The organism is Streptomyces sp. NPDC015242 (assembly GCF_043079125.1).
Lineage (GTDB): Bacteria > Actinomycetota > Actinomycetes > Streptomycetales > Streptomycetaceae > Streptomyces.
Genome location: NZ_JBIBUF010000002.1, coordinates 290,922 through 314,530, shown reverse-complemented (window position 1 = coordinate 314,530; position 23,609 = coordinate 290,922). Strand labels below are relative to the sequence as shown.

Here is a 23,609-nt window from a genome sequence, read left to right as displayed (position 1 = left end):
GGGCGGAGCCTCCTGGGCGAAGGGTGGGTCAGTCAGGTCAGGTGGCCGGACGCGGCGAGCCGGTCTATGGCGGCCAGCGGCACCGGCAGCCAGTCGGGGCGGTGCCGGGCCTCGTAGACCACCTCGTAGATCGCCTTGTCCGTCTCGTAGGCACGCAGCAGCACCGGGTCGGTGCGCGGATCCTGGCCGGAGGCGTCCGCGTAGCCGGAGCAGTACGCGGAGCGGCAGGTCTCGGCCCAGTCCGGCTGGGGCGGGTCGACCGAGCGCGCCGCGTAGTCGAAGGAGCGCAGCATCCCGGCGACGTCCCGCGCGGTCGGCTGCGGCATGCGCCGCTCGGCCAGCGGCCGGGCCGGCTCACCCTCGAAGTCGATCAGTTTCCACTCGCCGGCCGGTGAGCGCAGGCACTGCCCGAGGTGCAGATCGCCGTGCACGCGCTGCGCGGTCCAGGTGCGGCCCTCGGCGGCCAGGTCGCCCAGCGCCGTGAACGCCGACCGCAGGCCGCCGGCGTACGGCCGCAGCGCGGGCACCGCCTGCACGGCCGCGTCCAGCCGCTCGATCATGCCGTCGACCATCAGCCGCATCTGCACATGGCCGAGCGTGACCGTCGGCAGGGCACGGGCCAGCGCGGTGTGCACCTCGGCGGTGGCCCGGCCCAGCGCCCGCGCCTCCGCGGCGAAGTCCTCACCCTTGGCCAGCTCGCGCAACGCCAGCTCCCAGCCGTCCGAGGCACCCTGCACGAACGGCTGGAGCACCCCCAGCACGTACGGCTGGCCGGCCGGGTCGGCCGGGCCCGTCGAGACGACCGGGTCCGCGGCGGGGTCCACGTCGGCCACCATCCAGGCCGTCGGCGCGGGCACCCGGGGGCAGCCCTCGCGGGCGAGGGCCAGCGGCAGCTCCAGGTCCGGGTTGACCCCGGGCACGATCCGCCGCAGCAGCTTCAGGATGAACGTATCTCCGTAGACGATCGACGAGTTGGACTGCTCCGCGGTCACCACGCGCGGCACCAGACCCGACCGGATGTCCTGGCCGGGGTCCCGCTCGAAGCGGAGCGAGCCGATACGGGCCCGGGTGCGCAGCGCCTCCAGGAGCAGCTCGGCGGGCCGGGTGTCGTGCAGGGCGTCGTACACCGTCCGGCCGGCCAGCGGGCCCGACGGCACATGTCCGATGAGCGCGGGCGCCAGCCGAGGCGGCAGCGCCTCGCGCACGCCTATGAGCAGCTGGTAGCAGTCACCGGGGTGGGCGGGCGCCCCGTGGGACGGCACGAAGGGCTGGTGGGCGCGCACGAGCAGGTGGTACAGACCGAGCTTGGCCGAGGGCGGCAGCAGCTCGGTGGCCTCGACGAGGGTGAACCCGGTGACCGGCCGTCCCTTGCCCGCGAACCAGCGCTGTCGCGGCAGCCATTCCCGCAGCAGTGGATCGAGGGAGGCAAGAAGGCCGGGCGGGGTGGTGACGGTGCGTGTGACGGCTTCCGACATGTCGTCGCGTCCTTTCACCCATTTCTGGTGCGCCTCCGGACACCTGCGGAGGGCCCCGGACGGCGCTCCTCCGGCTCACGCGGGTGGGCGGGGTGTTACTGATGCGTGCCCCGGGCGGGGCGGAGGAAACGCCCCGCCGCGGGACTTTGCGCCTCGGTCCGCGCATCGAGCCTGATCAGGCCGGAACCGGCCTCATACGGCGTCCTTGCGCAGCCGGAACCAGTAGAACCCGTGCCCCGCCAGCGTCAGCAGGTACGGCAGCTCGCCGATCGCCGGGAAGCGCACCCCGCCGAACAGCTCCACCGGGTGCCTGCCCTCGAAGGCGCTCAGATCCAGCTCCGTGGGCTGCGCGAACCGTGAGAAGTTGTTCACGCAGAGCACCAGGTCGTCCTCGTACTCGCGCAGGAACGCCAGCACCGCCGGGTTCGTCGACGGCAGCTCGGTGTAGGAGCCGAGACCGAAGGCCGGGTTCTGCTTGCGGATCTCGATCATGCGGCGGGTCCAGTGCAGCAGCGACGACGGCGAGGCCATCGACGCCTCGACGTTCGTGACCTGGTAGCCGTAGACCGGGTCCATGATCGTGGGCAGGAAGAGCCGCCCCGGATCGGACGAGGAGAAGCCCGCGTTGCGGTCGGGCGTCCACTGCATCGGCGTGCGTACCGCGTCCCGGTCGCCGAGCCAGATGTTGTCGCCCATGCCGATCTCGTCGCCGTAGTACAGGATCGGCGAGCCCGGCAGGGACAGCAGCAGGGCCGTGAACAGCTCGATCTGGTTGCGGTCGTTGTCCAGCAGGGGGGCCAGGCGCCTGCGGATGCCGATGTTGGCGCGCATGCGGGGGTCCTTGGCGTACTCGGCCCACATGTAGTCGCGCTCTTCGTCGGTGACCATCTCGAGCGTGAGCTCGTCGTGGTTGCGCAGGAAGATGCCCCACTGGCAGTTCGACGGGATCGCCGGGGTCTTGGCGAGGATCTCGGAGACCGGGTAGCGGGATTCCCGCCGGACGGCCATGAAGATGCGCGGCATGACCGGGAAGTGGAACGCCATGTGGCACTCGTCGCCGCCGGCGGCGTAGTCGCCGAAGTAGTCGACGACGTCCTCCGGCCACTGGTTGGCCTCCGCGAGCAGCACCGTGTCCGGGTACTGCGCGTCGATCTCCTTGCGCACGCGCTTCAGGAAGTCGTGCGTCGCCGGGAGGTTCTCGCAGTTGGTGCCCTCCTCCTGGTACAGGTACGGCACCGCGTCGAGCCGGAAACCGTCGATGCCCAGGTCCAGCCAGAACTTCAGCGCGGAGATCATCTCCTCCTGCACGGCCGGGTTCTCGTAGTTGAGGTCCGGCTGGTGGGAGAAGAAACGATGCCAGTAGTACTGCTTGCGGACCGGGTCGTAGGTCCAGTTGGAGGCCTCGGTGTCGACGAAGATGATCCGCGCGTCCTGGAACTGCTTGTCGTCGTCCGCCCACACGTAGTAGTCGCCGTAGGGCCCGTCGGGGTCCTTGCGCGACTCCTGGAACCAGGGGTGCTGGTCGCTGGTGTGGTTCATGACGAAGTCGATGATCACGCGCATGCCGCGCTGGTGGGCGGCGTCGACGAACTCCACGAAGTCCGCGAGGTCGCCGAACTCCGGCAGCACGGCCGTGTAGTCGGAGACGTCGTAGCCGCCGTCGCGCAGGGGCGACTTGAAGAAGGGCGGCAGCCACAGGCAGTCCACGCCGAGCCACTGCAGGTAGTCGAGCTTGGCGGTCAGGCCCTTCAGGTCACCGACGCCGTCGCCGTTGCTGTCCTGGAAGGAACGGACGAGCACCTCGTAGAAGACGGCGCGCTTGAACCACTCCGGGTCGCGGTCCCTCGCGGGGGTGTCCTCGAAGGTGTCCTGAACGGGTTCGTTGACGATCATGTTGTGGGTGACCCTCCGATCTGCGGGTTGGACGGTCGCAGAACCGAGAAGACGTGCGCGGGACGGTGGCCCGGTTCGAGGCGCACATAGTTGGCCCTGCCCCAGTGGTAGGTCTCGCCGGTGAGCTCGTCGCGCACCGGCACCGACTCGTGCCAGTCCAGGCCGAGTTGCGGCATGTCCAACGAGACCGTGGCCTCCTGGGTGTGGTGCGGGTCGAGGTTCACGACCACCAGAACCGTGTTCGAACCCTTCCGCTTCGAGTAGACGATCACCGCTTCCTGGTCCGCGTGGTGGAAGTGGAGGTCGCGCAGCTGCTGCAGGGCCGGGTTCTCCCGCCGGATGGTGTTGAGCCGGGTCAGCAGGGGGGTGATGGTGCGGCCCTCGCGTTCGGCGGTGTCCCAGTCGCGGGGCCTGAGCTGGTACTTCTCCGAGTCGAGGTACTCCTCGCTGCCTTCGCGCAGCGGGGTGTTCTCGCACAGTTCGTAGCCGGAGTAGACGCCCCAGGTCGGTGAGAGCGTGGCGGCGAGGACGGCGCGGACCTCGAAGGCGGGCCGGCCGCCGTGCTGGAGGTAGGCGTGCAGGATGTCGGGGGTGTTGGCGAAGAAGTTGGGCCGCATGTAGCTCGCGGCCTCGCCCGACAGCTCCGTGAGGTACTCGGTGAGCTCTTCCTTGGTGTTGCGCCAGGTGAAGTAGGTGTAGGACTGCTGGAAGCCGATCTGGGCCAGGGTGTGCATCATCGCCGGGCGGGTGAACGCCTCGGCCAGGAAGATCACGTCGGGGTCGGTGCGGTTGATGTCCGCGATGACCCGCTCCCAGAAGACGACCGGCTTGGTGTGGGGGTTGTCCACCCGGAAGATGCGCACCCCGCAGTCCATCCAGTGCCGCAGCACCCGGCAGGTCTCGGCGACCAGGCCGTCCATGTCCGCGTCGAAGGCGATGGGGTAGATGTCCTGGTACTTCTTCGGCGGGTTCTCCGCGTAGGCGATGGTGCCGTCGGGCCGGTGGTGGAACCACTCGGGGTGCTTGTGCACCCAGGGGTGGTCCGGGGAGCACTGCAGCGCGAAGTCCAGGGCGATCTCCAGGCCCAGCTCGCGGGCCTGCTGAACGAACCAGGTGAAGTCCTCCAGCGTGCCCAGATCGGGGTGGACGGCGTCGTGCCCGCCCTCGGGCGAGCCGATCGCCCACGGCACCCCCACATCGTCCGGCCCGGGGGAGAGGGTGTTGTTCTTGCCCTTGCGGAACGTGGTGCCGATCGGGTGGATCGGCGGCAGGTACACCACGTCGAAGCCCATCGCCGCGATCGCCGGCAACCGCCGCGCGGCCGTCCGGAACGTCCCGTGCGGTTGCTCCGGGGTGCCCTCCGACCGCGGGAAGAACTCGTACCACGACCCGTACAGCGCCCGCTCCCGCTCCACCAGCAACGGCAGCGGCTCGCTGCTCGTGACGGGGTCCCGCAGCGGATACCGGGACAGGACGGCGTCGACCTCGGGCGTCAGCGCCGCCGCCAGCCGCGTGGCCGGAGGCAGCGTGTCGTCGCGCAGCGCCTCGACGGCGGCCAGGAGCACCTCCCGCGGGCCCTCCTCCTCGGGCACGCCGCCGGCCGCCCGCTCGTACAGCCGCGCGCCCTCCTCCAGGACGACGTCCGTGTCCATGCCCGCCGGGATCTTGATCTGCGCGTGGTGGCGCCAGGTGCCGATCGGGTCGCCCCACGCCTCCACCGTGAACGTCCACAGGCCCGGCTCCCCGGCCGTGACCGTGGCGCCCCACCGGTCCGTCCCGGGCGCGAGTTCCCGCATCGGCGTCCACGGGCCGGGGCGGCCTCCGGGGTCCCTCAGGACGACGTTCGCGGCGACCGCGTCGTGCCCCTCCCGGAACACGGTCGCCGAGATCTCGAAGCTCTCTCCCGTCACGGCCTTGGCCGGCCTGCGCCCGTGCTGGACGATCGGGCGGACGTCGAGGACGGGTATGCGCCCGACGGCGGTCGTCCCGTCCGCGGGGGGTGGGTGCGGCACGGGTGGACCGGCGTCGGCCGGGCGCGCGGGGCGTGCTTCGCCGCCGGGTGCGCGCGCCCCGGTGGTGCGGTGGTCGGGGGGTGCTGGCGAGTGGTGCTTGGCGGGCATGACCGCTCCTGTCCGCGTCAACGTGGGTGGGCGGATGTGTATGGGGAGGTGGGTCCTGCGTGGTGCTCCTGAGAGGGGTACCCGGAGGAGCCTTCCCACCCTATTCGGGTGGGCAATCCGGCACTTTGTTAACTACTCACGCGTATGTCGACACACAAGACCGGCCTCGTCCGCGGCGGACGAGGCCGGTCCTGCGCGTCTTCGCTGCTTCCGCCTACCCCCGCGGCACCCGCAGTAACTTGTTCGGTGAACCGATTCCCCGGCCGGCGACCTTCCCGGTCGCCGCCGCGGCGGTCAAAGCCGCGCTGACCTGGGCCGGAGTCGCCTTCGGGTGAGCGGACAGATGAAGCGCCGCCGCACCCGCGGCATGCGGGGACGCCATCGAGGTACCCGAGTAGGCGGCCCGCGCGGTGTCGCTCGCGGCGGTCGCGGAGGTGATGGCGACGCCCGGCGCGAACAGATCGAGGGCCGCGCCGTGGTTGGAGAAGGCCGGTTTTGCATCCCTGCGGTCGGTCGCCCCGACCGTGATCGCCTGGTCGACGCCCGCCGGGGAGTACAGTCCGGCCGGCCTGCCGTCGTTGCCCGCGGCGACCGTGTACGTGACGCCGGAGGCGATGGAGGCGCGCAGGGCGGCGTCCAGCCGGTCGTTGCGCGGCCCGCCCAGGCTGAGGTTGGCGACCGCCGGTCTCCTCGCGTGCCGGGTGACCCACTCGATCCCGGCGATCACCCGGGCCGTGGTGCCCCCGCCCGCGGCGTCCAGCACCCGCACGGAGACGATCCGGGCCTTCTTGGCGACTCCGTGGGCCGCGCCCGCGACCGTGCCGGCGACGTGCGTGCCGTGCCCGTTGGCGTCCGAGGCGACCCCGTCCCCGCCGACGAAGTCCCAGCCGTGACCCGCCCGACCGCCGAAGTCCCGGTGCGTGGTGCGCACGCCGGTGTCGATCACGTAGACCGTCACCCCGGCGCCCGCCGCGGCGGGCCAGGTGTAGCCGCCGTCCAGCGGCAGCGCCGGCTGGTCGACCCGGTCGAGACCCCAGGAGGGAGGGTTGCGCTGGGTGTCCTCCAGCCGGACCCGGGTGTCCTGCACCACCGAGGCGACCCGGGGGTCGGCGGCCAGCCGCCGCGCCCGTCTCTCGTCGGCCCGGACCGCGTAGCCGTTCAGGACCGTGCCGTAGACATGGCTGATCTCCACCCCGTACCTCCGGGCCAGGCGCTGCCCCGCCGCCGACCCGGACCGGGTGCCCTCCTTCAGTGTCACCAGGTAACTTCCGTGCACGGAGCCGGGTGTTCCAGCGCCGGTTATCCGCCCCTCCGGTACGGCGTGCGCGGGCAGGCAGGTGGCCGAAAACGCGAGGGCGCACAGCGCCGCTGCCAGACCCCCCGCCCCGCGCAGACGCCGCTGTCGCGTCCGTGCCATGGTCCGCATTCCCCTCCTCGACTCGGCGTACGGCTGCCGCGCGGGGCCGCGTGCGGCCGGCGCGGGCCGGTACGCCAGGGGCAGCCTCTCGTGACGTGTGAAGCCACCACAAGGACGCCTATGGGGGCGGAATCGGCCATATCCGCACACGGGCCTGTTCAGGCCGTTCGGAGGCGCGGTGCCGGAGCTTCGGCGGTGACGCGGCCGTCGCCGGTACTGTCGTAGGAGACGTCGTTGAACCCCTGCGTCATCCAGCAACGCGCCGAGGTGGAACCCGTGAAGGCGATCCGTCGATTCACCGTCCGACCCGTGCTCCCCGAACCCCTCCGGCCACTCAGCGATCTGGCCCGCAACCTGCGCTGGTCCTGGCACGCGGAGACCCGTGACCTGTTCCAGTCCGTCGACCCCGAGCGGTGGGCCGCCTCCGGCGGTGACCCGGTCCGGCTGCTGGGCGGCGTGCCGCCCGCGCGGCTCGCCGAGCTGTCCGAGGACCGCCGTTTCCTGCGCCGCCTCGCCGCGGTCGCGGGCGACCTGAACGACTACATGACCGGCGACCGCTGGTACCAGGCCCAGTCCGAGGACCTGCCGGCCGCCGTCGCCTACTTCTCCCCCGAGTTCGGCATCACCGCCGCCCTGCCCCAGTACTCCGGCGGCCTGGGCATCCTGGCCGGCGACCACCTGAAGTCGGCCAGCGACCTCGGTGTCCCGCTGATCGGCGTCGGCCTGCTCTACCGGCACGGCTACTTCCGCCAGACCCTGTCCCGGGACGGCTGGCAGCAGGAGCACTACCCGGTCCTCGACCCGAACGAGCTGCCCGTCGTCCAGCTGGAGGAGCCCGACGGGACACCCGCCCAGGTCGCCCTCGCGCTGCCCGGCGGCAGGCAGCTGCACGCCCGCATCTGGCTGGCGCAGGTCGGCCGGGTCCCGCTGCTGATGCTGGACTCCGACGTCGAGGAGAACGACCTCGGCGAGCGCGGCGTCACCGACCGGCTCTACGGCGGCGGCAGCGAGCACCGGCTGCTCCAGGAGATGCTGCTGGGCATAGGAGGGGTCCGGGCGGTGCGCACGTACTGCCGGCTGACCGGGCATCCCGCGCCGGAGGTCTTCCACACCAACGAGGGGCACGCCGGCTTCCTCGGTCTGGAGCGCATCGCCGAACTCTGCGCCGAGGGGCTGGACTTCGACTCCGCGCTGGAGGCGGTGCGGGCGGGCACGGTCTTCACCACCCACACCCCCGTCCCGGCCGGCATCGACCGCTTCGACCGCGAACTGGTCGCCCGTCACTTCGGTCCCGACGCCGAGCTGCCCCGCATCGACGTCGACCGCGTCCTGCGGCTCGGCATGGAGAGTTACCCCGGCGGGGAGCCCAACCTGTTCAACATGGCCGTGATGGGCCTGCGCCTGGCCCAGCGCGCCAACGGCGTCTCCCTGCTGCACGGCAACGTCAGCCGCGAGATGTTCTCCGGCCTGTGGCCCGGCTTCGACGCGGACGAGGTGCCGATCACCTCCGTCACCAACGGCGTGCACGCCCCGACCTGGGTCGCCCCCGAGGTGTTCCGGCTCGGTGCCCGGCAGATCGGCGTGCAGCGCGCCGAGGACGCCCTGACGGTCGGCGGCTCGGAGCGCTGGGACTCCGTGGCCGACATCCCCGACCAGGACATCTGGGACCTGCGGCGGGTGCTGCGCGAGCAGCTCGTCGAGGAGGTGCGCAAGCGGCTGCGGGCCTCCTGGCGGCAGCGCGGCGCCGGTTCGGCCGAGCTGGGCTGGATCGACGGCGTGCTCGACCCGGACGTCCTGACCATCGGCTTCGCCCGGCGTGTCCCGTCGTACAAGCGTCTGACGCTGATGCTGCGCGACCGCGACCGGCTCATGGAGCTGCTGCTGCATCCCGAGCGGCCGGTCCAGATCGTCGTCGCGGGCAAGGCGCACCCCGCGGACGACGGCGGCAAGCGGCTGGTGCAGGAGCTGGTGCGGTTCGCGGACGACCCGCGGGTGCGGCACCGGATCGTGTTCCTGCCCGACTACGGCATGGGGATGGCGCAGAAGCTCTACCCCGGCTGTGACATCTGGCTGAACAACCCGCTGCGGCCCCTGGAGGCCTGCGGCACGTCCGGCATGAAGGCGGCGCTCAACGGCTGTCTCAACCTGTCCGTCCTGGACGGCTGGTGGGACGAGTGGTTCCAGCCGGACTTCGGCTGGGCCATCCCCACGGCGGACGGGGCCGGGACCGACCCGGACCACCGCGACGACATAGAGGCCGCGGCGCTGTACGACCTGCTGGAGCAGCGGGTGACGCCCCGCTTCTACGAGCGGGGCCGCAGCGGGCTGCCCGACCGGTGGATCGAGATGGTCCGCAGCACGCTCAGTCTGCTCGGGCCGAAGGTGCTGGCCGGGCGGATGGTCCGGGAGTACGTCGAGCGGCTCTACGCCCCGGCGGCGCTCGCGCACCGGTCGATGGACCCGGACGCGGCCCGGGACCTCGCCGAGTGGAAGGCACGCGTGCGGGCGGCGTGGCCGGGCGTCACGGTCGACCACGTGGAGACGTCGGCGTCCGAGGCGCTGGCGGAGCTCGGCACGACGCTGGGCCTGCGCGTGCGGGTCGGCCTGGGCGATCTCGGGCCGGACGACGTGGAGGTGCAGGCCGTCTCGGGCCGGGTGGACGAGGAGGACCGGATCGCGGACGCGACGATCGTGCCGCTGAAGCCGGTGGGCTCCGCCGAGCAGGACGGGCAGTGGGTCTACGAGGGGCCCTTGTCGCTGGATCGCACCGGGCCCTTCGGGTACACGGTGCGGATCCTTCCCGCGCACCGGCTGCTGGCTTCGAGCGCGGAGCTGGGCCTGGTCGCCGGGCCGTCCGAGGAGCTGGTGGCGGCCGGGGGGCTGCTGATGCGCTGAGTCCGGCTCAGGGCGTCTCGGCGCCCCGGGTGGCGAGGGCGCGCAGGACGCTGCCGCACCGGCGGGCGTACGCGTGCTGGAAGCCCCTGGTCGCCGGGCCGCCCGCCCTCGCGTACCACTTCGCCGCCCGGCTGAACGCGTTCACCGTCAGCCACACCGTGCCGTCGCCCGTGCGGTCGACGACGAAGGACTCCTCGCCGCTCTCCGGGTGGCCGGGCAGGGTGCCGTAGGCCCAGCCGGCGCGGCGGGGTTCCTCGACAGTCCAGACGACACGGCAGGGGGCCTTGATCATGCCGGCCAGCGTGACGGTGACGTCGACGCCCGGGGCGGCCCGGTCGGCGGTCGCGTCGAGGCCGACGCCCAGGGACCGGTGCAGTTCCCAGGTGAGGACGGCTTCCGACGCCCGGCGGAAGACCTCCTCGCCCTCGCCGAGCCGGGTGCGGACGTGCAGGGGGTGGAAGCCCGGCGGGCAGAAGCCCTGGTCGCGGGTGGCGCCGACATCGGCGTAGGTGAAGTCTTTCGGATCCGGATGAGACACGGGCACCAAGAGTAGGGCGGTACCCGGACCCGCCTTCGGTCCGGGTACCGCCCGTGGTCGTTCTCCGGTCAGCCGACGTTGACGGCGGACCAGGCGGCGGCGACCGCCTTGTACTCGGTGCTGGACGCGCCGTACAGCGCCGAGGCCGCGTTCAGGGTCGCCGTGCGGGCGGCCGCGTACCTGGTCGTCGACGTCATGTACGTGGTCAGCGCCTTGTACCAGATCTGCAGCGCCTTGGTGCGGCCGATGCCGGTGACCGTGGAGCCGTTCGACGTGGGGGAGTTGTAGGTCACGCCGTTGATCGTCTTCGTGCCGCTGCCCTCCGACAGCAGGTAGAAGAAGTGGTTGGCGGGGCCCGAGGAGTAGTGCACGTCCAGGCTGCCCAGGCCGGAGGACCAGGCGTCCCTGGACGAGCCGTCCTTGCTGGGCTTGTCCATGTAGCGCAGCGGCGTGCCGTCGCCGTTGATGTCGATCTCCTCGCCGATGAGGTAGTCACCGACGTCGGCGGAGTTGTTCGCAAAGAACTCCGCGCCCGCGCCGAAGATGTCGCTGGTCGCCTCGTTCAGACCGCCGGACTCGCCGCTGTAGTTGAGGCCGGCCGTGGCCGAGGTCAGGCCGTGGCTCATCTCGTGGGCGGCCACGTCGAGCGAGGTCAGCGGGTTGGCGTTGCCCGCGCCGTCGCCGTAGGTCATGCAGAAGCAGCTGTCGGACCAGAAGGCGTTGACGTAGTTGTTGCCGTAGTGGACGCGGGAGTAGGCGGCCCTGCCGTCGTTGCGGATGCCGCTGCGGCCGAAGGTGCTCTTGTAGAAGTCCCAGGTGACCTGGGCTCCGTAGTGCGCGTCGGCGGCGGCGGTCTCCAGGTTGGAGGGGCTGCCGTTGCCCCAGATGTCGTCGGCGCCCGAGAAGAGGGTGCCGGTGCCGGAGGTGCCGCGGTTGAGGTTGTACGTCTTGTGCCCGCCGCGGGTGCCGTCGGTGAGGTTGTACGAGGTGCCGGACTGGGTGGTGGTGAGGTTCACCGTGCCGCTGTACGTGGTGTTGCCGGTGCCGGTCTCGACGGCCTGGTACTCGTAGAGCTTCTTGCCGGTGGCCGCGTCGGTGACGACGTGCAGCTCGTTGGGCGTGCCGTCCTCCTGGAGGCCGCCGACGACCGTCTCGTAGGCCAGGACGGGCTTGCCGCCGGCCGCCCAGATCACCTTGCGGGGAGCGGAGTCCGCCTCGGTCTGCTCCGAGCCGGCCGCCTTGGCGAGGGTCACGGCCTGCTTCTCGGCCTTGGCGGCGGGCACGGCCGGCTTGAGCGAGGCGACCTTGATCGCGGCCTTCGTGGCTCTGGTGACGCCCTGCCGCTCGCCGGACTTCGACTCGTGCACGACGAGGTCGCCGCCGAGGACGGGCAGGCCCGCGTAGGTGCGCTCGTAGCGGGTGTGGACGGTGCCGTCGGCGTCCTTCACGACGTCCTTGACGACCAGCTTCTCCTGCGCGCCGAGGCCTATCTCGCCGGCGGTCGCGGCGGCGTCCGCCTGCTGCTCCTGGATGAGGGCGGCGCGGGCGGGAGCGCTGAGGAGGACGGGGGCGGCGGCGAGGGCCGGCTTGCTCCGCGCGTCGGCGGCGACGCTGCTGGAGGAGGTCAGGCCGGTGGTGAGCAGGGCGCCGGCGGCGACCGCGGTGGCGACGGCCAGCGTGGTGCGCTTGTGACGCGCGTAGCGGGGGCTGATCACACGAGCTCCTAGGTGTGGGGAACTGCTGGGTGCTGTGCGGCGGGTGGGGGAAGAGTGGCACCTGCGACGCGTACATGTCAGGAGGGCCACGTGATGTTGGCCGGAAATCGACGGCTCGGAGACGTCCCGGGCACGTGAAACGGGCGCCGCCCCGGGGGATTCGAACCCGCCGGGGCGACGCCCTGACTCGGGGACCTGCCCGGGGCCTACGGGAAGGTGAGCTTCCAGCTGTTGATGTAGCCGGTGTCCGCGGCCGCGTTGTCCTGGACCCGCAGCTGCCAGACGCCGTTGGCGACCTCGGAGGACGCGTTCACCGTGTACGTGGTGTTCAGGTTGTCCGCGCTGCCGCCGGTGCCGTACGCCTTCAGCGTGTACGCCGTGCCGTCGGGGGCCACCAGCTGCACCTGGAGGTCACCGATGTAGGTGTGGACGATGTCCACGGCGACCTGGAGGTTGGACGGCGCGTTGCCGGTCCGGCCGGAGACGGTGATCGACGAGGTGACCGCCGCGCCCCGGTCCGGGATCGCCACGTCGGCGGTGTTCTCGAAGGACGTGCCCCCGCCGCCTCCGCCGCCCGAGCGGGTGCCGACGTTCACACCCGCCCACGCGTCCTGGACCGCCTTGTACTCGGCGCTGTCGGTGCCGTAGAGCTCACCGGCGGCCGCGAGGGTGCCGGTGCGGGCGCCCGCGTAGTTGGTGGTCGAGGTGAACTTGGTGGTCAGCGCGCGGAACCAGATCTTCTCCGCCTTGTCCCGGCCGATGCCGGTCACCGGAAGGCCGTCCGAGGTGGGCGAGTCGTAGGCGACACCGTTGATGGTCTTGGTGCCGCTGCCCTCGCTCAGCAGGTAGAAGAAGTGGTTCGCCGGGCCCGAGGAGTAGTGCACGTCGATCGAGCCGATGCCCGAGTACCAGGCGTCCTTCGACGAGCCGTCCCTGCTGGGCTTGTCCATGTAACGCAGCGGCGTGCCGTCGCCGTTGATGTCGATTTCCTCGCCGATGAGGTAGTCACCGACGTCGGAGGAGTTCTTGGCGTGGAACTCGACGGTCGCGCCGAAGATGTCGCTGGTCGCCTCGTTCAGGCCGCCGGACTCGCCGGAGTAGACGAGCTTGGCCGTGTTCGAGGTGAGCCCGTGGGTCATCTCGTGCGCGGCCACGTCGATCGACGTCAGCGGGTTGGCGTTGCCCGAGCCGTCGCCGTACGTCATGCAGAAGCAGCTGTCCGACCAGAAGGCGTTGACGTAGTTGTTGCCGTAGTGCACCCGCGAGTACGCGCCCACGCCGTCGCCGCGGATGCCGGAGCGGCCGTGCACGTTCTTGTAGTAGTCCCAGGTGAGGGCGGCGCCGTAGTGGGCGTCGGCGGCGGCCGACTCCAGGTTGGACGGGCTGCCGTTGCCCCAGACGTCGTCCGGGCCGGAGAAGAGGGTGCCGGTGCCGGAGGTGCCCCGGTTGAGGTTGTAGGTCTTGTGGCCGCCGCGGGCGCCGTCGGTGAGGTTGTACGCCGACCCGGACTGGGTGGTGGTGAGGTCGACCGTGCCGGAGTACACCGTGTTGCCGGTGCCGGTCTCGATGGCCTCCCACGCGTACAGCTTCTCGCCGGTGGTGGCGTCCGTGACGACGTGCAGTTCCTGCGGGGTGCCGTCGTGCTGGAAGCCGCCGACGACCGTCTCGTATGCCACGACGGGCGTGCCGCTCGCGGCCCAGATCACCTTGCGGGGCTCGCGGTTGATGCCGGGGCTCTTCGCCTCCTCGGCCTTCCCGGCGGCCAGGGCCTGCTGCCGGGCCTTCGCCGCGGGCACCGCCGTCCTCGTCGTGGCCGGCTCGATGGCGGCGCGGGTGGCCTTCACGACGGCGGCGGTCTCGTCCGCCTTCGTGCTCTCCACGACGAGGTCGCCGCCGAGGACCGGCAGGCCGTCGTAGGTACGCTCGTAGCGGGTGTGCACGGTGCCGTCCCGGTCCTTCAGGACGTCACGGACGACCAGCTTCTCCTTCGCGCCCAGGCCCAGGTCCTTCGCGGTCTCCGCCTTGGCGGCGTCGGCCTCGCGGATCAGCGCGGCCCGCTGGGCGGGGGAGAGCTCGACCGGCTCCGAGCCGGGGATCGCCTTGCTCGCGGCCTGCGGTGCCTTCTCCGGGGCTGCGACGGCGGTGCCGCTCTGTACGGCCGCGGCGACCAGCGCGGCGACGCCGGCGAGGGCCACGGCCGCGGTGCGGCGGGGGGTGTGGGGAGTGCGTCTGTGGGAGGTGCCTCTGCCGGAGGAACTGCTACTCAACACGGACTCCTTCTGCGGGACCGGGGGTCGCCCGGCCTGGGGAGGTGGAGGTGTTGCTGTGGGGTTGCTGTGGAGCAGTCGTGGGAAGCGTGGCAGGCGACCGCGCTTTCTGTCAGGAGCGCGTCAATACAATGGCCGGAAACGGTTCGTTGACCGGAAGTTCATGTTCGCTATACGGACACTTAGGAGTCCCTTGCAGATCCGTTTCACGCCCGACAGCAGCAGGGACATCGGTTCCGGCTGGGAACGGGCCTGGCAGGCCGGCCGGGTGGACCTGGCGGCCCTCACGGCGACCGACCTGCGCTATGGATTCCGTCGGCATCCGGCCCTGGCCCGGAACCCGGCGATGGCCGCTCTGCGTGAACTGGCGGGCGTCCGGGCTACGCCAGACTGTCCCGCCACGCCCGGTGCAGATCCGCGAAGCGGCCCGTGCCCGCGATGAGTTCGCCCGGCTCCCCGTCCTCCACGATCCGCCCGTGCTCCATGACCAGAACCCGGTCCGCGATCTCCACCGTCGACAGCCGGTGCGCGATCACCACCGCCGTGCGGCCCTTCAGCACCGTCGCCATGGCCCGCTGCACGGCCCGCTCGCCGGGGACGTCCAGCGAGCTGGTCGCCTCGTCGAGGATCAGCACCGCCGGGTCGGCCAGCAACGCCCGCGCGAAGGCGACCAGTTGCCGCTGGCCGGCCGAGATGCGGCCGCCCCGCTTGCGGACGTCGGTGTCGTAGCCGTCGGGCAGGGCGCTGATGAAGTCGTGCGCGCCGATCTCCTTCGCCGCCTGCTCCATCTCCGCGCGGGTCGCGTCCGGCCGGCCGATCGCGATGTTGTCGGCGACCGTGCCCGAGAACAGGAACGCCTCCTGCGTCACCATCACCACGCCGCGCCGCAGTTCGGGCACGGCGAGGTCGCGCAGGTCGACGCCGTCGAGCAGCACCCGCCCGTCGGACGGGTCGTAGAACCGGGCCAGCAGCTTGGCCAGCGTCGACTTGCCGGCGCCCGTGGAGCCGACGACCGCGACCGTCTGCCCCGCCGGGAGCGTCAGGTCGAAGCGCGGCAGCACCTCGCCGCCCGTGCGGTAGCCGAAGCTGACCCCGTCGAAGACGACCTCGCGGCCCGGGTGCTCGCTGCGCAGGGGCGGGAGCGGCCGGGGCTTCTCGGGCTCGGGCACGGACGGCGTCTGGGCCAGCAGCCCGGCGATCTTCTCCAGGGAGGCCGCCGCCGACTGGTAGGAGTTGAGGAACATGCCCAGCCGGTCGATGGGGTCGTACAGCCGCCGCAGGTACAGCACGGCCGCCGCCAGCACACCGAGGGCCAGGGTGCCGCCGGCGACCCGGTAGGCGCCCCACAGCACGATCGCCGCCACCGCCGTGTTGGCGACCAGCCGCGAGCCGGTGACGTACCGGGCCATCTCCAGCAGCGCGTCGCCGTTGGTCCGCTCGTGCCGCTCGTTGAGCCGGCCGAAGTCGGTGTCGTTGACGGCCTCGCGGCGGAAGGCGCGCACCGGCCGGATGCCGTTCATGGTCTCGACGAACTTGACGATGACGGCGGCGATCGCGGTCGACCGGGCCCGGTACACCCGCGCGGCCCGCCGCTGGTACAACCGCACGAGCCCGTACAGCGGCACCATCGACGCCACCGCCACGCCGCCGAGGCCGAGGTCGAGCCAGAGCAGCATCGCCGAGATGTAGACGAACGACAGCACGACCGTCACGAGCTCCTGCAGGCCCTCGTCGAGCAGTTCGCGCAGCGACTCCACGTCGGTCGTGGAGCGGGAGATGAGCCGGCCCGAGGTGTAGCGCTCGTGGAAGTCGACGCTGAGCGCCTGCGCGTGGCGGAAGATCCGGCCGCGCAGGTCCAGCAGCACGTCCTGGTTGACGCGGGCCGCCGCGGCGATGAACGCCCACTGCAGGGCCCCCGCGGCCAGCGCGCACCCCAGGTAACCGGCCCCCACCGCGATCAGCGGCCCGTGGTCGTCCGCCCGGAACGCGGGGACGGCCCGGTCGATGGCGTACGCCACGAGCAGCGGGCCCGCCTGCACCACCGCCTGCTGGAGCAGCAGCAGGAGCGTCGTGACCGCGACCCGTGCCTTCATGGGGGCGAGCAGGGACCGGAGCAGGGCCGCGGTGGCGCCCGGGGGAGTGGGCAGGAGGTCCTGGTCGAAGGAGTCGCCCGGGGCGGGGCGCTGGTCGCCGGACGTTCCGCCGGCCGGTGCCGTGGTGGCCGCGGTCATCGGGCTCCCTCCGTTTCCCCGGACTCCGCTCCGGACATCAGGTGCGCGTACTCGGCGTTGGTGCGCAGCAGTTCGTGATGGGTGCCGACCGCGGCGATCCGGCCGCCGGACAGCAGGGCGACCCGGTCGGCCAGCAGCACGGTGGACGGGCGGTGGGCCACGATCAGGGCGGTCGTGTCGGCCAGGACCTGCCGCAGGGCGGCCTCCACGGCGGCCTCGGTGTGCACGTCCAGCGCCGACAGCGGGTCGTCGAGCACCAGGAACTCCGGCTGTCCCACGACCGCCCGGGCCAGGGCGAGACGCTGCCGCTGGCCGCCGGAGAGGCTGAGCCCCTGCTCGCCGACCCGGGTGCCGGTCCCCTGGGGCAGGTCGTGCACGAAGCCGGCCTGGGCGACGGCCAGGGCGCGCTCCAGTGCGGCGGTGTCCGCCGAATCCCCGGCCCCCATGAGAACGTTGTCGCCGACCGTGGCCGAGAAGAGCGTGGGCTCCTCGAAGGCGACGGCGACCTTGGCGCGCAGGGTCTCCCGGGGCAGGGCGGTGATGTCGACGCCGTCGAGGGTGATGCGGCCCGAAGTCACCTCGTACAGGCGGGGCACGAGCGCGGTGAGCGTCGTCTTGCCGCTGCCGGTGGTGCCGACCAGGGCCATCGACTCGCCGGAGCGGATGTGCAGGTCGACGTGGTCGAGCACGGGCGGGGAGCCGGGCGGGGCGTCGGGGTAGCGGAAGGTGACGCCGTGGAAGCGCAGTCCCCGGTCCGCCGGGCCGGCCGGGGCCGCCGCCGGTGCCGGATCCGTCTCCTCGGCCTTCTCGTCCATCACCTCGAAGTACCGCTCCGTCGCCGTGGCCGCCTCCTGGGTCATCGCCAGCAGGAACCCGATCGACTCGACCGGCCAGCGCAGCGCCAGCGCCGTCGACAGGAAGGCCACCAGCGTGCCCGCCGACAGGTCCCCGTCGGCGACCTGCACGACCCCCACCACCAGCGCGGCGCCGATCGCCAGCTCCGGCAGCGTCACGATGACGCCCCAGATCGTCGCCAGCAGGCGCGCCTTGCGCAGTTCCGTCCCGCGCAGCGTGCGCGACAGCTCGCGGAAGGCCCGCGCCTGGGCCCGGTGACGGCCGAAGCCCTTGATGATCCGGATGCCGAGCACGCTCTCCTCGACGACCGTCGTCAGATCCCCGACCTGGTCCTGGGCGCGCCGCGCCGCAGCGGCGTAGCGCTTCTCGAAGACCACGCAGGTGACCAGGACGGGCACCGCGGGGCCGAGGATGACCAGCCCCAGCGTCCAGTCCTGCAGCAGCATGATGATCACGCCGACCACGATCGTCACGCCGTTGACCAGCAGGAACGTCAGCGGGAAGGCGAGGAACATGCGCAGCAGCATCAGGTCCGTCGTCCCCCGGGACAGCAACTGCCCCGAGGCCCACCGGTCGTGGAAGGCCACGGGCAGCCGCTGCAGGTGCCGGTACAGCGCCGCCCGCATGGAGGCCTCGACGTGGGACAGCGGACGCGCCACCAGCCAGCGCCGCAGCCCGAACAGCAGCGCCTCGGCGAAGCCGAGCAGCAGCAGGTACAGCGCCCCGAGCCACACCCCGGCCGGGTCCCGCTCGGCGACCGGCCCGTCCACCATCCACTTCAGCACGAGCGGGATGACCAGGCCGACGCAGGAGGCGAGTATCGCGACGAACGCGGCGGTGAAGAGCCTCGCGCGCACGGGCCGGACATACGGCCACAGGCGCAGCAGCGTACGCACGACGGAACGGTCCTGGGCGGGTGCGGGTGTCGTGGCCATCAGCAGCGAGCCTACGGTTCACCACTGACACTGCCCACCGAGTTTTCGCCCGGCCCGTATCGGCCGTCGGTCCTGCGACCTGCGGCTCACCGCCGTCTCCACCCGGACGGCGGCTTGCCCCGCGGCGGTGCCTCAGCCCGCCACCCGCAGCAGCAGCACCGCCCGCGCCGGCACGGTGATCTCCGTCCCGGCCGGGTGCTCCACGCCCGGCGCCTCCCCCTGCTCCTCCAGACTCGTGTCGACCACGACCTCGTAGCGCGCCGCCCACGGCGGCCCCGGCAGCACGAAGCTCACCGGCCCCTCGCCCGCGTGCAGCACCGCCAGGAAGCTGTCGTCGAGGATCTGCTCCCCGAGCTCGTCCCGGCCCGGGATGTCCCGGCCGGAGAGGTACATGCCGAGCGTGGCGGCGGGCGCGTACCAGTCCTGCTCCGTCATCTCGGTGCCCCGCGAGGTGAACCAGGCCAGGTCGCGCAGTCCGTCCGCGGTCTGGGCCCGGCCCGAGAAGAACGCCCGGCGGCGCAGCACCGGGTGCCGGTGGCGCAGCGCGATCAGCCGGGAGGTCAGCTCGAACAGGGCGCGCCAGCCGGGCTCCTGGAGCAGGCTCCAGTCCACCCAGCTGATCTCGTTGTCCTGGCAGTAGGCGTTGTTGTTGCCGCGCTGGGTGCGGCCCAGCTCGTCGCCCGCGACCAGCATGGGCACGCCCGTGGACAGCAGCAGCGTGGTCAGCAGGTTGCGCAGCTGCCGGCGCCTGAGCGCCCGCACGCCCTCGTCGTCCGTCTCGCCCTCGGCGCCGCAGTTCCAGGCCCGGTTGTCGTCCGTGCCGTCCCGGTTGCCCTCACCGTTGGCCTCGTTGTGCTTGCGCTCGTAGGACACCAGGTCGCGCAGCGTGAATCCGTCGTGCGCGGTGACGAAGTTGACCGACGCGTACGGCCTGCGCCCGCCCCAGGCGTACAGGTCGCTGGAGCCCGACAGGCGGTAGCCCATCTCGCGGACGTCCGGCAGCGCGTGCCGCCAGAAGTCCCGCACGGCGTTGCGGTACCGGTCGTTCCACTCCGTCCACAGCGGCGGGAACGCGCCCACCTGGTAGCCGCCGGACCCCACGTCCCACGGCTCGGCGATCAGCTTCACCCGGCGCAGCACCGGGTCCTGGGCGATGACCGCGAGGAACGGGGAGAGCATGTCGACGTCGTGCATCGAGCGGGCCAGCGCCGCCGCCAGGTCGAAGCGGAAGCCGTCCACGCCCATCTCGCTGACCCAGTACCGCAGCGAGTCCGTGATCAGGCGCAGCACCTGCGGCTGGACCACGTGCAGGGTGTTGCCGCAGCCGGTGTAGTCGGCGTAGCGGCGGGCGTCGTCCTGGAGGCGGTAGTAGCCGCGGTTGTCGATGCCCTTGAGCGACAGCGTCGGGCCGAGCTCGCCCGCCTCGGCGGTGTGGTTGTAGACCACGTCCAGGATGACCTCGATCCCGGCCGCGTGCAGGGCGCGCACCATGCGCTTGAACTCGCCGACCTGCTGGCCCCGCGTGCCGGAGGCGGCGTAGGCCGCGTGCGGGGCGAAGTAGCCGATGGAGTTGTAGCCCCAGTAGTTGCGCAGGCTCCTGCGCAGCAGGTGGTCCTCGTGCGCGAACTGGTGGACCGGCAGCAGCTCCACGGCCGTCACGCCGAGCCGCACCAGGTGCTCTATGGCCGCCGGGTGGGCGAGGCCGGCGTAGGTGCCGCGCAGCTCCTCGGGAATGTCCGGGTGCAGCCGCGTGAAGCCCTTGACGTGCAGCTCGTAGATCACCGAGTCGGCCCACGGCGTCTTCGGGCGGCGGTCGTCGGACCAGTCGTCGTCGTCGTGGACGACGACGCCCTTCGGCACGAACGGCGCCGAGTCCCGGTCGTCGCGCACGGTGTCGGCGATGTGCTGCTGCGGCCAGTCCCGGACGTGCCCGTACACCTCGGGCGGCAGGCCGTAGTCCCCGTCGACCGCGCGCGCGTACGGGTCGAGCAGCAGCTTCGCCGGGTTCCAGCGGGCGCCCGTCCAGGGGTCCCAGCGGCCGTGCACCCGGTATCCGTAGCGCTGCCCGGGCAGCACGCCCGGTACGAAGCCGTGCCAGATCTCGTGGGTCAGCTCGGCGAGCCGGACCCGCGACTCCTTGCCCGCCTCGTCGAAGAGGCACAGCTCGACCCCCTCGGCCCCGCCCGCCCACAACGCGAAGTTCGTCCCCGCCACCCCGTCGGGGCCGACCCGGAACCGGGCGCCCAGCGGGGTCGGCGCGCCCGGCCACGCGGGCACGGCGGGCGGCGGCGCGGCCCGCCGCGTGCCGTTGACGGCGGCGGCCTGGCGCCCGTTCCCGGCGGCCTGATGACCGGCCACCGCCTCCTGCTCGGCTGCGCTGGACACCTGTCAGCCTCCCGCGGCTCGTGGGACGACGGGGGACAGAGGGGTGCGGCCCTGTGCTGCGGCCCGGGTCGCGGCTCCCCTGCGCGTCGTCCTCCCCACTGTTCTGCCCAGAGCATGGGTCGCACTCACGTTTCCCCGGGGGCGGGCATGGTCGTTTCCCGGGGACGCGGCCGGTCGTTGGGCACCTCGTGAGGCACGTACAAGGGCGCGCGCGGCGCGCGAGGGCCGCGCTGGCCGCCGTAGTGACATGGGCAGGGCTCCTCGCCGGGGCCACCGGCTGTACTTCGGACGACGGCGGCGGCGTCGCCGGGGTGTTCGGCGCGCCCCCGGCGCCCGGGGACGTCATCGAGATCACGCCCGGCGACGGCAGCAGGGGCGTGCGCCCCGGGGAGGACCTGCGGGTGCGCGTGCCCGACGGCCGGCTGGAGTCGGTGAAGGTCGTCCGGTCGCAGGACGCGCGGGAGACCCCCGTGCCCGGCCGCCTCTCCGCCGACGGCCTGACCTGGGAGCCCGACGAGCGGCGGCTCGCGCTGGGCGCCGAGTACATGGTCGACGCGGTCGCCGTGGGCAGCGACGGACGCCGCTCGGCCCGGCACACCTCCTTCACGACGTACGTCCCGAAGGAGCGTTTCATCGGCTACGTGACGCCGGAGCACCGCGCCACGGTCGGCACCGGGATGATCGTCTCGCTGCAGTTCAGCCGGCGGATCACCGACCGGGCGGCCGTCGAACGCGCGGTGCGGGTCTCCGCCCGCCCGGCCGTCGAGATCCGCCCGCACTGGTTCGGCCGGTCCCGGCTCGACTTCCGTCCCCAGCACTACTGGAAGCCCGGCACCCGGGTCACCGTCGCGTTGCGCCTGCGCGACGTGAAGGGCGGGCCGGGCCTGTACGGCCTGCAGGACAAGCGGTTCTCCTTCACCGTCGGCCGCAGCCAGATCTCCGTCGTCGACGCCGCCCGGCACTCCATGGAGGTGCGGCGCGACGGCGAGCCGCTCGCCACCGTGCCGGTGACGGCCGGGGCCCCGAAGACCACCACGTACAACGGCAAGATGGTGGTGACCGAGATGCTGGAGGTCACCCGGATGAACGGCGCCACGGTCGGCTTCAAGAAGCGCGACGGCAAGGGCGAGTACGACATCCCCGACGTCCCGCACGCCATGCGCCTGACCGACTCGGGCACCTTCCTGCACGGCAACTACTGGGCCCACCGCAGTGTGTTCGGCCGCACCAACGTCAGCCACGGGTGCGTCGGCCTGCGCGATGTGAAGGGCGGCGGCTCGGACACCCCGGCCGGCTGGTTCTTCGACCGCAGCCTCGTCGGGGACGTCGTCGAGGTGGTCAACAGCAACGACAAAACGGTCGCTCCCGACAACGGGCTCGGAGGATGGAATATGGGCTGGAACGCATGGAAGGCGGGCAGTGCGGTGAAGTAACCGGACAGGGGGGCCGGTTGACCCGGCGTTCCGTTGGGACCGAACGGTGACATTCGCGGGCGGCCGGGGCCGCTCACTTGGTGGTTACTATTCGCCGGTGCGCGGGGGACACGCGCCGGGGAGCGGGCCTGACCAGGTCCGGGGAGGGGAGTACCACTTGAACGTGCGACCGATATCGGGGGCGTCGGTTGGACGCGGGAACGGCAGGCTCGCGCTGGTCGTCGGCGCGCTGCTGTTCGCCGTGACGGCGTGCGGCGGCGGGGACGGCGGCTCCGGTTCCGGCGCGGACGGCGGCAAGGGCAAGGACGCGGGCACCGCGCAGAGCAAGCAGTCCGAGGCCGTCGTCAGCATCGCGCCGAAGGACGGGGCCAAGTCCGTCGAGACCAGCGGCGCGCTGAAGGTCACCGCCGCCAAGGGCAAGCTCTCGGAGGTCGTCGTCAAGGACGCCGAGGGCAGGAAGATCGACGGGAAGATATCCGGCGACGGCGCCACCTGGACGCCGTCCACCCACCTGGCCGGTGCCACCAAGTACACCGTCCACGCGGTCGCCAAGGACTCCGAGGGCCGCACGGCCGCGGAGGACGCCGGCTTCACCACGCTGACGCCGAAGAACACCTTCATCGGCACCTTCACGCCCGAGGACGGCTCCAAGGTCGGCGTCGGCATGCCGTTCTCCATCCGCTTCTCCCGGGGCATCACCAGCCCGGAGGCCGTCGAGAACGCCATCCGCATCAAGACCGAGCCGGCCGTCGACGTCGAAGGCCACTGGTTCGGCAACGACCGGCTCGACTTCCGCCCCGAGAAGTACTGGAAGCCCGGCACCAAGGTGACCGTCGACCTGAACCTCGACGGCGTCGAGGGCCGCCCCGGCGTCTACGGCGAGCAGGACAAGAAGGTCGAGTTCACCATCGGCCGCAACCAGGTCTCGGTCGTCGACGCCAAGAAGCTGACCATGAAGGTCACGCGCGACGGCAAGGTCGTCAAGACCATCCCGGTCACCACCGGCAAGCCCGGCATGGAGACCTGGAACGGCCAGATGGTCATCAGCGAGATGCTCACGGTCACCCGGATGAACGGCGAGACCGTCGGCTACGGCGGCGAGTACGACATCAAGGACGTCCCGCACGCCGTCCGCCTCACCACCTCCGGCACGTTCCTGCACGGCAACTACTGGGCGAGCGGCGCCTTCGGCAACTACAACGCCAGCCACGGCTGCATCGGCCTGCGCGACGTGCGCGGCGGCTGGGACAAGAAGGTGCCGGCCGCGTGGTTCTTCAACAACTCCATGGTCGGTGACGTGGTCGTCGTCAAGAACTCCGAGGACCGGATCGTCGACCCGGACAACGGGCTCAACGGCTGGAACATGTCGTGGGAGAAGTGGAAGAAGTAGCACTCCGGCGCTGACGGAGGGCCCCGGTGTGACGGACCGCACCGGGGCCCTGTCCGTTAG

The 23,609-nt window shown here is 72.0% G+C and carries 13 protein-coding genes; 3 read left to right on the top strand and 10 right to left on the bottom strand.

Annotation, left to right across the window (positions count from 1 at the left end; translation table 11 throughout):
- Positions 1–32 precede the first annotated feature (32 nt).
- From ACF07N_RS06835 to ACF07N_RS06820, 4 genes are all read right to left on the bottom strand, one after another.
- Entirely contained in the window at positions 33–1,475 is a 1,443-nt protein-coding gene (locus ACF07N_RS06835; protein WP_392109308.1) for a maltokinase, read from the bottom strand.
- 192 nt (positions 1,476–1,667) lie between these two features.
- A complete protein-coding gene (gene treS / locus ACF07N_RS06830; RefSeq protein WP_383325373.1) occupies positions 1,668–3,368 on the bottom strand; it encodes a maltose alpha-D-glucosyltransferase in 1,701 nt (566 codons plus the stop codon).
- A complete protein-coding gene (locus ACF07N_RS06825; protein ID WP_392109305.1) occupies positions 3,365–5,488 on the bottom strand; it encodes an alpha-1,4-glucan--maltose-1-phosphate maltosyltransferase in 2,124 nt (707 codons plus the stop codon). Before ACF07N_RS06825 ends, treS begins: the two co-directional genes overlap by 4 nt.
- A 214-nt stretch (positions 5,489–5,702) precedes the next feature.
- Positions 5,703–6,905: a S8 family peptidase gene (locus tag ACF07N_RS06820; RefSeq protein ID WP_392109302.1), complete on the bottom strand. Its 1,203-nt coding sequence runs from the start codon at positions 6,903–6,905 to the stop codon at positions 5,703–5,705.
- 276 nt (positions 6,906–7,181) lie between these two features.
- On the opposite strand from ACF07N_RS06820, the gene ACF07N_RS06815 reads away from it, so the two are divergent.
- Positions 7,182–9,800 carry a glycosyltransferase family 1 protein gene (locus ACF07N_RS06815; protein WP_392109299.1) on the top strand — a complete coding sequence of 873 codons (2,619 nt, stop codon included), beginning with the start codon at positions 7,182–7,184 and terminating at the stop codon, positions 9,798–9,800.
- 7 nt (positions 9,801–9,807) lie between these two features.
- Here the strand turns inward: ACF07N_RS06815 and ACF07N_RS06810 are convergent, their stop codons facing one another.
- From ACF07N_RS06810 to glgX, 6 genes are all read right to left on the bottom strand, one after another.
- Positions 9,808–10,344: a DUF1990 family protein gene (locus ACF07N_RS06810; RefSeq protein ID WP_392109296.1), complete on the bottom strand. Its 537-nt coding sequence runs from the start codon at positions 10,342–10,344 to the stop codon at positions 9,808–9,810.
- Positions 10,345–10,406: 62 nt separating this feature from the next.
- Positions 10,407–12,050: a M4 family metallopeptidase gene (locus ACF07N_RS06805; protein ID WP_383325993.1), complete on the bottom strand. Its 1,644-nt coding sequence runs from the start codon at positions 12,048–12,050 to the stop codon at positions 10,407–10,409.
- 209 nt (positions 12,051–12,259) lie between these two features.
- Positions 12,260–14,320, bottom strand: a complete 2,061-nt coding sequence (locus tag ACF07N_RS06800) for a M4 family metallopeptidase (protein ID WP_392109293.1) — start codon at positions 14,318–14,320, stop codon at positions 12,260–12,262.
- A gap of 380 nt (positions 14,321–14,700) precedes the next feature.
- On the bottom strand, positions 14,701–16,551 hold the full coding sequence (locus ACF07N_RS06795; RefSeq protein WP_392109290.1) for an ABC transporter ATP-binding protein: 1,851 nt from the start codon (positions 16,549–16,551) through the stop codon (positions 14,701–14,703).
- Complete coding sequence (locus ACF07N_RS06790; RefSeq protein WP_392109287.1) at positions 16,548–18,341, bottom strand: ABC transporter ATP-binding protein; 1,794 nt, start codon at positions 18,339–18,341, stop codon at positions 16,548–16,550. Before ACF07N_RS06790 ends, ACF07N_RS06795 begins: the two co-directional genes overlap by 4 nt.
- 132 nt (positions 18,342–18,473) lie before the next feature.
- Entirely contained in the window at positions 18,474–20,726 is a 2,253-nt protein-coding gene (glgX, locus tag ACF07N_RS06785) for a glycogen debranching protein GlgX (RefSeq protein WP_392109284.1), read from the bottom strand.
- 188 nt (positions 20,727–20,914) lie between these two features.
- Here glgX and ACF07N_RS06780 point away from each other — a divergent pair, with 188 nt between their 5' ends.
- Entirely contained in the window at positions 20,915–22,159 is a 1,245-nt protein-coding gene (locus tag ACF07N_RS06780) for an Ig-like domain-containing protein (protein WP_392109281.1), read from the top strand.
- Positions 22,160–22,316: 157 nt separating this feature from the next.
- Entirely contained in the window at positions 22,317–23,549 is a 1,233-nt protein-coding gene (locus ACF07N_RS06775) for an Ig-like domain-containing protein (protein WP_392109278.1), read from the top strand.
- The last annotated feature ends 60 nt before the right edge of the window (positions 23,550–23,609 follow it).